This window comes from Shewanella sp. 10B (genome assembly GCF_023475885.1).
Classification (GTDB): domain Bacteria; phylum Pseudomonadota; class Gammaproteobacteria; order Enterobacterales; family Shewanellaceae; genus Shewanella; species Shewanella mangrovisoli.
In genome coordinates this window covers 654,356-664,778 of sequence record NZ_JAMDJO010000002.1, presented here as the reverse complement: position 1 = coordinate 664,778, position 10,423 = coordinate 654,356, and the positions used below count along the sequence as shown (strand labels likewise).

The following is a 10,423-nucleotide window of genomic DNA, read 5'->3' as shown; positions in this document are numbered from 1 at the left end:
GGTAACGCCATGAGCAAACAACAATGCCAACAGATGATCGATGCGTATCTCGCAGCCGAGCTTGATGTACTTGAGGGTAAATCAACCACCATCAACGGCAAGTTAATGACCACCGAAGATCTTGGCGAAATCCGCAAAGGCCGCATGGAGTGGGAACGCCGCTTAGCCGCCTACAGCCGCCCACAAGGCGGGGTTAAATTCGCAAGCTTTAACTAACGTCAGCCATAAGGATTTTCCATGAGCATTATCAACGATGCGCTGGCGATATTTTCCCCTGCGTGGGCGCTAAAGCGTGAAGCGGCGGCCATGAGCTATCGTGGCCTTAAAGGTTATGACGCTGCAAACCCAAGCCGCACTCACCGCGCCAAAAAAGAAAGCCGTGGCGCCAACCAAGCGGTATTTGCTGCGGGTAAAAGCCTGCGCGAGCAAGCACGCTGGCTGGATGAAAACCACGACTTAAGCATTGGTATCTTAGACCGCTTTGAAGAACGGGTGATCGGTGCTCAAGGGATTGTGGTTGAGCCGCAGCCGCGCAGCATGAGCGGCGAGATCTTGGACGAACTCGCTAATGATATTCAGCGGCGTTTTGCGACTTGGTCGCTTAAGTGTGATGTCACAGGCCGCTTTAGCCGCCCTGAGCTTGAACGCTTAGTGCTCCGTAGCGCGCTGCGGGATGGTGATGTATTTGGCCAGCATGTCATGGGGCGCGTTAGTAAGTTTGGTCACCCAAACGAGCAGGGCACCCAATACAGCATCGAAGCGCTTGAGGCCGACTTTATCCCCTACGAGTTAAACGAACCCACAAAGCGAGTACGCCAAGGGTTTGAGGTCAATGCGTGGGGGCAGGTGATTAATTACCACGTATTGCTTGATCACCCAGCCGATCAAATTGGCTTTCGACACAAAACCAAAGCGGTACCTGCATCGAGCATGATGCACCTCGGTTTATTTAAACGCCTGCACCAGCTGCGCGGCGTGTCGATATTCCACGGCATTTTAACCCGCTTAGCCGACATTAAAGACTATGAGGAATCCGAGCGTGTAGCCGCACGGATTGCCGCTGCGCTGGCGTTTTATATCAAGCGTGGTGATGGTCAGAGTTATGTGCCTGATCAAAGTAATGAATCAAGTAATCGCGAAATCCCCATCGCACCAGGCATGACCTTCGATGATCTCAAGCCCGGTGAAGATGTCGGGATGATTGAATCAAATCGCCCCAACGTTCACATGGTGGAGTTTCGCAACGGCCAAATGAAAGCCGTTGCATCGGGGAGCCGCAGTAGTTACTCGAGTATTGCCCGCGATTACAACGGCAGTTACTCAAGCCAGCGCCAAGAGTTAGTTGAGCAAGACGAACCAAACCGCATTATGCAGCAATGGTTTTGTGCCGGTTGGTCGCGGCCCGTGTTTCGCAACTTCTTAAAAATGGAAATGCTCAACAAGCAAGACCCATTAGTGCTACCGCCCGATCTCGACCCGCGCACCTTATTTGATGCGGTGTACTACGGCCCAACCATGCCGTGGATTGACCCCCGCAAAGAGGCCGAAGGTTGGGAAATGATGATTGCCGCCAACGTGGCCACCGAGGCCGATTGGACCCGTGCCCGAGGCCGCAACCCAACCGAAGTGAAGCGCCAGCGTAAACGCGAGGTGGAATACAACCGTGAAAACCACATGGTAACCGCCAACGACCCCGACCCATCGCTAGGAGATCCAAATAGTGAAAAAGACCCCAATAGCAGTAGCGGTAGCAACGCTAAGCGCAATGCTGCCAAACGGAACGCTGATCGCGCCGCAAGGCAACAGTCAGACCGCGAGTAATGAAAAGCGCGGCTTCTACAGCATGAAAGCCGCTGCTGGCGGCGTAGCAGAATTAATTTTATATGGTGATGTTGGTTGGGACTTTACCGCCAAACAAATCGCAACCGATTTACGGGCTATGGGAAAAATAACCCAGCTCAAAGCCTATATCCAATCTGGTGGCGGTGATGTGATTGATGGCATGGCTATTTATAACATCCTCGCCCGCTGGCCTTGCCAAAAATCAATTTGCATTGAGTCCATCGCCGCATCAATGGCCAGCGTTATTTGCATGGCCTTTGACATAGTGATCATGCCATCCAATGCCTACTTGATGATCCATAGCAACTGGGGCGGCGCAGTTGGAACAGCAGAGGACTTACGCGAATACGCCGATTTGCTAGACAAATGGCGCGCTAGCATGGGTAAGGCTTATCAAGACAAAGCCAAGGGAAAATTGAGTGAAGAACAGCTAGCTCAATTCTTTAAATCAGACACTTGGTTAAGTGCTCAAGAAGCCGTGGCGCTTGGGTTAGCTGACCAAATTATTGAACCGTTGCAGCTAGCTGCATCCATTGATCCAAAACGACTCCAGGAGTATGAAAACATGCCTGAAAAACTGAAAGCTTTATTTGCAATGCAGGGTAATATCAATACTCCTGCACCAGCAACTACCCAACAACCCGCTCCAGCGGCCGCACCTGTCATTAATGCTCAGGTTCCTGCACCTGCACCATATACTGCACCAGTTGCACAGCCCGATCCTGCTGCTATTCAAGCGGCGGCGATTGCGTTAAATACCGCGCGCATGAATGGCATTAACACGGCGTTTGCGGCATTCCCGCAATTAGCGGAGTTAAAAAATCAGTGTATCGCTGATGCGTCCATTGATGCCGATAAAGCCAAAGATATGATCTTGGCCAAGCTTGGTGAAAACACCACGCCAGCGGCGACCATGCCAAATCGGGTGATTATCCACTCAGGCAACGGCAATATCGTCGGTGACTCAATTCGCGCTCAATTAATGGGCCGTGCTGGTTATGAAAAAGCGGAAGCTGGCAACCACTATTCAAGCTATGGACTGCTTGAACTGGCCCGTGCATCACTGCTGGATCGTGGTATTGGCTGCGCTGGACTTAATAAAATGGAGATGGTTGGCCTAGCGTTTACTCACAGCTCAAGCGACTTTGGCAGCATCCTGTTAGATGTTGCTAACAAGGGCGTTTTAATGGGTTGGGAAACCGCCGAAGAAACCTTCGAGCGTTGGACCAAAAAAGGCATTCTAGGCGACTTTAAGATCGCCCAGCGTGTTGGCCTTGGTGACTTTAATAGCCTGCGACAAGTGCGTGAAGGGGCTGAATATAAGTACGTTACCGTTGGCGACCACGCGCAACAAATTGCGCTGGCAACCTATGGCGAGCTGTTCAGCATTACCCGTCAAGCCATTATCAACGATGATATGAGCATGTTGACTGATATCCCAATGAAGATGGGCTTTGCCGCCAAAGGTACCATTGGTGACTTGGTTTATGCCGTATTAACCAAAAATCCTAAGATGGCAGATGGTAAAGCTTTATTCCATGCTGACCATGGCAACTTAGGCAGCGGCGCGCCTAGCGTGGCGGCACTGGACGCTAACCGCCAGTTAATGCGTAAGCAAAAGTCAGGCAATCGTACCCTGAATATTCGCCCTGAGTTTGTACTGTGTCCGGTTGCGCTCGAAACCACCATGAACCAGATCATCAAGTCTAGCTCTGTTAAAGGTGCGGATGTTAACGCGGGTATTGCTAACCCAATCCAAAACTTTGCCGAAGTAATCGCCGAGCCACGCTTGGACGATAACAGCGATAAAGAATGGTTCCTTGCGGCAGGACAAGGTCGCGACACCATTGAGGTGGCCTACCTCGATGGTATCGACACGCCTTACATTGAGCAGCAACAAGGCTTCACCATCGACGGCGTAGCGACCAAGGTGCGTATCGATGCGGGTGTAGCGCCACTTGATCACCGTGGTTTGGTGAAATCAACCGGCGTGTAATTGGTAATCGGCCCGAGGTTCTAGGGCCTAGTCTCCTCGCTTCTAAACCCTTCTTTACTCCATTAGGAAACCAAGATGAAAAATTACATTCAAGATGGCAAGACCATCAGCTTTACTCCCACCGCTGCCGTTGCAAGTGGTGAAGCCGTTCTGCTTGGTATGTTGCTAGTTGTCGCTATCGGCGCTATTGCGGCTAATACAGCAGGCGAAGGCGTGACCGAAGGCGTGTTCGAACTGCCTAAAAAATCCACCGATGTGGTCGCGTTGGGCGTTGAGCTGTATTGGGATGATACAGAAAAAGAACTGACCACCACGGACACAGACAATACCAAAGTCGGTAAGGCTTGGGCTGCGGCGGCAAGCAATACTGAAACGGTTTGGGTAAAGATCAATGCCTAACGTGGGCAAAAACTTTGCCGACCGTGTGAACGGTAAAATGGCACGGGTATTTAAGCGTTTGGCTGACCCGTGTCAATTTACCCCAAGCGATGGCACTGAGCCATTTACTCGCATGGTGAGCTTAGATGATAACGGCGCCGAAATTGCCGCCTCAGCCAATGAGTATGTCCCTGAGCTCATCAGCCGCGCCGAGTTCTTACTAAGCGAAGGTGCGGTAAATGCCGGTGATATATTTGCCTTAGGCACGGTTGACGAAAGCGGGGTATTCATCCCCAACGGCCAACAAGGCCGACTCACTCAGCGGGTAAGCATGGATAGCGTTTGCGTGGCGTTTATCTATATCAGCTTGGATAGCGATTAGGTGGCCTATGTCCAAGGCAAATTTCCAGCGCATCCGTATTGAAGGCATGGAGGCGGTAACAAAGGAACTGAACCGCATCCGTGCCTCCCAAGCACCAGCCATTAACCGTGCCATTGATGACACGGTTAAGTTTGGGCAAAAGGCGGCGGTAGATGCCATCTTTAACCGCTATGGCTTTAAATCCCGCAGTTACATTGAGCAACACCTCTCGGTAAGTGTGGACCCGCGCAATTTAAAAGGGGTGATCACCGCCCGTTATCGCGCCAGTACCTTAACCCGCTTTGCCAGACCATTAACCCGCACAGGCAAGAACGGCCGTTCAAGAACCGACGGCCATATGATTAGTGCGCTGCGTAATCAGCCAACCTGGTTTAAAGGCACCTTTACCGTGATTGGTAAAAACGGCAATCAAATCATGTTTGAGCGACAAAAGGGCGATAACAGTTGGCGCAAGCTTAAGGGGCAAAATGCCATGTACGGCCCATCAGTGGCAGGCAGTTTCCGCAAAATCAGCGACGATATTGAGCCGCCGATTATTGCGTATCTGCGAAATAAATACGGCCAGTACAGCGGCACTTAGCCTCGAAATCGTTAGGACTCCCCATGATCAAAGCAATCATCGACCGTTTAAAAACGGTTGAAGGCGCGACCGTGCGCGAAGGTTTTTATGCTCAAGGCGTGGCTAAAGAAAAGATGTTTATCTTTTTGCAGCCGTTTACCGATCAATTTGGCGGTAAGAATGGAGTAAACCCTTACCGCGATGATCTGGTGCTGCAAGTGGTGGCGGGAATTGCCGTTGATAAAACCCAAACGCCAACGGCAGATCTGATCAACATCGTGCGCGCCATACGCGCCGCATTCTACAAAGATGAGCGCAATGTTGAACAGCCAAGTTGGTTGCCCTCGGTGATCACCTTTAAAGAGTTAGAAGCCTGCAAGTACATCATGCCCGAAGCCCATGAGAAACACGCCTTAGCGGTGCTCACCCTATCCCTTGTTAATACCGTTAAATTTGGAGAATCACTATGATTGAAACCGTAGTAGAGAGTTACATCGGCTCAGGCATCGTTTACGTTGCTGGCCGCGACGTTGGCAACGCCTCAGGCGTAAAAATTGCCATCGAGCAAGAAACTAAAACCAAACCCAACTACCGTGGCGGTGGCGGCAATGCGGCCGAAATTACCAAAGTAAAATCGGTTAAATTGTCATTCACTATGAACGACTTTAGCAATGCTAACATGGCATTAGCATTGCGCGGTAAAGTGGAAGTATTAACGGCTGGCGCAGTAGATGATGAGCCAATCACGGCAGTATTGGACGGCCTAGCAGATACCAAGTTTATGATCGACACCACAGTTGATCCAGAAGTCACTAACGACACTGGCGCCACTACCTATGTCAAAGACACTGATTATGTGGTCAGTGCTGGCGGTATCCGCGCGTTATCATCAGGTAATATCACCGCAGGCCAAGCGCTTAAAGTGAGCTACACCAAAAAAGCCGGTAATGCGATGCAAGCATTAACCGAGTCAGCTCAAATGGTTCCGGTGGTGATTGACGGTGTAAACGATGCCACAGGCAAACCGTGGACGCTCAAGTTCTACAAATGGAGCCCAAGCCCCACAGCGGGCATGGACTTGATTGGCGACGACTTCGGTAGCTTTGATATCGAAGGCGGCGTGCTCGCCGATAGTTCTATCGTTGCCACTGGCAAGTCTAAGTTCTTCGTCCGTAGCGCGGCATAATGTTGGCGCAACTATCCGGAAATTCCGGATAGTTCAATCTCGTAAAACGAAGGCCCACAGCATTTATTCAATGCTGTGGGCTTTTTATTTTGGTTTGCTTATTCCATTGGTGATGCCATGAGTTTTAAAGATCAAGTCATTAACCTGATCATCCAAGGCCGCGACTTGTTTTCTAGCGAGGCGGCAAAATCTGAAAAGGCATTACAAGAGTTAGCAAACCAAAGTGAAGTCTTAAACGAGCGCCTGGATGATTTAAAAAATCAACAAGCCGCCATTGCTGCCATTGATGATCTCACCACCGCCATTAGCAAAGGTGAGCGTAAATACGTTGATAGTACCCGTGCGCTCGATGAGTTAGTTAAACAACAAAAGCAAGCGGCAACCCAAGCCAAGCAGCTTGAAGCCGCGCAAAAAGAGGCGGCTACCTCAACCGCTAAGCTTGAGGCTGAATATAGCCAAACCGTTGCCGAACTGGCTAAGTACGATCAGCAGCTCGCCGCTGCCCGTGCTGAGGTTGAACGCTTAACCGCCACCCAAAGCGAAGGCGCACAGGCCAGCAAGGCACAGGCGCAAGCGCTCTCTCAAGCCAAAGATGATTTAAAGCAGCTTGAGTCTGCTCAAAAGAATACCGAAACCAGCGCCAAGGCGTTGGCTGACGAACTCGAAAAGCAATCGACTGAGTTAAAGCAGCTCGGCAGTGAAGTTGATAAAGCCGGACAACAAAAAGCCGAGTACGCGCTAAAAGTTAAAAGTGCCCGTACCGAGTTAAATCAACTCGGCACTAGCCTTGGCCGCAATAAAGCCGAACTCGATAAACAACAAGCCGTGCTCAATAAAGCCGGCATTGATATGAACAAGCTGGCCGATGCCAGCAAAGAGTTAAAGACTCAACAAGCCGCCGCCGAAACCGCACTTAAGGGCGTTAACACTCGGCTTGAACGCCACAATAAATTACTCAATGAATCCCAAAAAGAGGCGAGTGATTTTGGTGGCAGCATTAAAGCCGCCACAGGCTCGCTTATCGCCATGGCGAGCGCGTATGTTGGCGTTGATCGCCTATGGGAAAGCCTAAAATCAATCCTCACCGCAGGCGATAAAGCCCAAGCCTTTAGCGCCCAAATGACGGCGATGATGGGCAGCATTGCGGGTGGCGAGCAAGCCACTGCATGGATTAAGGATTTTGCCAACCGTACTGGCACCGAGTTAGAAGGCGCTAAGCAAGCGTTTGCTAATTTAAAAACCTTCGGCATCGACCCGATGAATGGCTCACTGCAAGCCATGGTCGATTACAACGCTAAGATTGGCGGTAGCCAAGAGGATTTAGAGGGGATCATCTTAGCGGTAGGTCAGGCATGGGCTAAGCAAAAATTCCAAGGCGAAGAAATTCTCCAACTGGTAGAACGCGGTGTGCCCGTTTGGGATTTGTTGGCAAAGGTCACAGGTAAAAATACCCTAGAACTCAGTAAAATGAGTGAACAGGGTAAACTTGGCCGCGAGGTGATGCAGCAGCTGTTTGACGAAATGGGCAAACAGGCCAACGGCCAAGCAGCAAAGAGCCTTGAGCGCTTAAGCGGGCAAGTTAATTTAATCTCCAATAAATGGGAGCAGTTTTTACAAATCATTGCCGACTCTGGCGCTTACCAAGTCGCGGTTGATTTGCTCAAAGATATCAACACCCAGTTTGATGAACTGAACAAAAGCGGCAGCATTAAAGCCGCCGCGCAGGATATCAGCGACTTTTTCCGCAACCTTGTGCGCGATGGTGGCGAAAGCCTTAAGGCGACACTGGATAACATCAACGCCTTTACCACTGGTTTAAATGTTGTCGCGGGTTCTGTGCGGCTGATCTTCAACGTGTTCAGCTCGGTGGTAGCCACGTTTGGCGCCACGCTTAGCGGTGTGTTCGCCTTGATCCTGCAAGGTTGGGCAACGGTTGTTGGTACTCTCGGCGGTGATGAGTTAGCCAGAACGCTAGAGACACAGGCCAATGCGTTAAAGGCGGTTTCGAAAGCTTATCTTGATCAAGTTGAGCAAGATTCCCGCGACGCTACCGCCGCCCTTAAACAAATGGGCGTTGATATCCGTTTAGACTCGGATAGCACCACTCAGACCCAAGTCAATAATGCCGAGAAGGTAAAAGCGGCGGTTAAAAGCCAGCTTGAGCAGCAGTTAGAAGCCAGTCAACAAGCCGTTGCCGCCGCTGAAAAGGCGAGTGAGTCAGCCACTAAAGAGGTGGCAGCATGGAAGGCGCGCGAACAGGCCGCTAAGGAGCATTACACCGCCCTTAAAAATTCCGGCACCGCCAGCATGGCCGAGCTTGAAGCGGCACAAATCGCCCTTGAAAATGCCACACTGCGTTTAGGTGATGTGCAACTGAGTCAGGCGGATAGCCAACAGCAGCTTGCTAATGGTAACGCCGCCTTAGCCGCCGCCACGGTAAATTTGCGCAATGAGCAAAACCAGCTAGCGCAAGATCAGCTTACTAAAGTGCGTGATGCGTTTATCGCTGGCCAAGCCTCGGTTGATGACTATAAAGCCGCGCAAGAAAACGCCAAGAAAACGGCCGCAGAACTGGCTAAAGCGCAAAGCCAACTCACCACCGAAGTTAAAAAAACCGCACAAGCCGCGACTGACTATGAGTTAGTGATGGCGAAAGCCGGCATTACCACCACCAAGGTATTGCAGGATCAGGCCGCCGAAGCCAAAAAGACCTTTGAGCAAGTTAAGCAAGGGGCCAAGGATGGCGCAGCATCGACATACGATTTAAACCAAGCGTTTTTAACCTATGCCGAAAGCGCGCTAAAAGCCGAACAAGCTTCGCTAAAATATGGCCAGTCGAGTGATGGCACCATTGCCGCGTCACTCAAACAGCAAGCGGCTGCGATGGGCTTAACCGATCAGCTCGGTAAGCTTATTGAGCAATACGGCAGGGTAGAAACAGCCCAAAACAATTTCGCCCAAAATAGCAGTAACGCCTTTAATCAAGTTGATAATGGCGCGAGCGACATGGGCGATTCGGTGGTTAACACCCTCGATACGATAGTCAAATCTGCCGAGGATGCAGGTACTGGCTTAGGTGATATTGCCCAATACTTTGCTGATATCGGGGCGGCGGTACTCACTAAGGTGCAATCCTTAAGCGATGGCGCCGCCCGTTATTTCAATACCATTGTTTATGGTGCTCAAAACGTCAAAAAGGAATTTGGCGAACTGGGCGAAGTACAAAACGAAATCGAGCGTTTAACCGGGGTGATCTACGAGTTAGACAATACCCTCGCTAAAACCATCGACTTTGTTGGCCTTCGCACTTGGGCATTGGAAACCGAAAAGGCAGGAAAGATTGCCGAGCGCGCCTACTATCGGCAAAAGCTTGAATTACTGCAATTAGTTGAAGCGCTTGATAACACTGATGACGCTAACCTTAAGCTTATCTCGAGTGCTGACCGCGCCACTAAAGCGCTGGATTTGGTCAATGATCAAGATATGTCATTGCTCACTTCGGCACTGGCCAGCGCCAAACAGCGCATGGATGCCCTGCGTGATAGTGCTGAGTCCACGCTTAAGTCACTGCAGGATGAGCTCGACGGTTATCTTGGCCGCCAAGACCAAATCGAAAAGCGCCGTTATCAAGAGCAGATTGCCGACCTTAAGCAGCAACTTGCAGCAGCAGAACGCACGGGCGATAAACAGCTAATTGCTGACTTACAAGAAGCCGAGCGCACACTCAAGCAAGTGTATGAGTTCCGCACCGCCGAAGTGAAAGCCCAGCAAGAAGCCGATAAAGCCGCCAAGGCCAAAAGCGAAGCCGAGGCTAAGCAGCAAACCGTTGCCGCCGCTGCCAGCACCAAAGCCGTTACCCAAACCACCACAACCACCACAACCTCTAGCGCGAATGCCCCAGTGGGCAATAGCTCGGATACCGTGGTGCTTAAGTTGCAAGTGGGTGGCACTACCTTTGATGCCCAAATGAAGCGCAGCCTGGTGACTGAGTTAGTAGCTGAGATCAAGCGTTTGCAATCTATCGGCGGTTAGCCCGTAAGGGCGCCGCCTTCGTTATTTACCCCATTGCCAAGGTGACAC

At 51.0% G+C, this 10,423-nt stretch carries 9 protein-coding genes; all 9 read left to right on the top strand.

What is annotated here, in order from left to right; genetic code table 11:
• The first annotated feature begins 9 nt into the window (after window positions 1-9).
• The 9 genes from M0415_RS10395 to M0415_RS10355 all read left to right on the top strand — a co-directional run bounded on the left by M0415_RS10395 (window position 10) and on the right by M0415_RS10355 (window position 10,375).
• A complete protein-coding gene (locus M0415_RS10395; RefSeq protein ID WP_249553830.1) occupies window positions 10-216 on the top strand; it encodes a DUF6148 family protein in 207 nt (68 codons plus the stop codon).
• A gap of 21 nt (window positions 217-237) precedes the next feature.
• A complete protein-coding gene (locus tag M0415_RS10390; protein WP_249553832.1) occupies window positions 238-1,821 on the top strand; it encodes a phage portal protein in 1,584 nt (527 codons plus the stop codon).
• Window positions 1,721-3,838: a ClpP-like prohead protease/major capsid protein fusion protein gene (locus M0415_RS10385; protein ID WP_249553834.1), complete on the top strand. Its 2,118-nt coding sequence runs from the start codon at window positions 1,721-1,723 to the stop codon at window positions 3,836-3,838. The genes M0415_RS10390 and M0415_RS10385 overlap by 101 nt, the downstream gene beginning before the upstream one ends.
• A gap of 75 nt (window positions 3,839-3,913) precedes the next feature.
• Complete coding sequence (locus M0415_RS10380; protein WP_249553836.1) at window positions 3,914-4,237, top strand: DUF2190 family protein; 324 nt, start codon at window positions 3,914-3,916, stop codon at window positions 4,235-4,237.
• Window positions 4,230-4,598: a hypothetical protein gene (locus tag M0415_RS10375; RefSeq protein WP_249553838.1), complete on the top strand. Its 369-nt coding sequence runs from the start codon at window positions 4,230-4,232 to the stop codon at window positions 4,596-4,598. Before M0415_RS10380 ends, M0415_RS10375 begins: the two co-directional genes overlap by 8 nt.
• Window positions 4,599-4,605: 7 nt before the next feature.
• Window positions 4,606-5,178: a phage tail protein gene (locus M0415_RS10370; protein WP_249553840.1), complete on the top strand. Its 573-nt coding sequence runs from the start codon at window positions 4,606-4,608 to the stop codon at window positions 5,176-5,178.
• A 23-nt stretch (window positions 5,179-5,201) separates the two neighbouring features.
• Window positions 5,202-5,627 (top strand): hypothetical protein, encoded by a 426-nt coding sequence (locus M0415_RS10365; protein ID WP_249553842.1) that lies wholly within the window; start codon window positions 5,202-5,204, stop codon window positions 5,625-5,627.
• On the top strand, window positions 5,624-6,343 hold the full coding sequence (locus tag M0415_RS10360; protein ID WP_249553844.1) for a phage tail tube protein: 720 nt from the start codon (window positions 5,624-5,626) through the stop codon (window positions 6,341-6,343). Before M0415_RS10365 ends, M0415_RS10360 begins: the two co-directional genes overlap by 4 nt.
• A gap of 117 nt (window positions 6,344-6,460) precedes the next feature.
• Window positions 6,461-10,375, top strand: a complete 3,915-nt coding sequence (locus M0415_RS10355) for a tape measure protein (RefSeq protein WP_249553846.1) — start codon at window positions 6,461-6,463, stop codon at window positions 10,373-10,375.
• The last annotated feature ends 48 nt before the right edge of the window (window positions 10,376-10,423 follow it).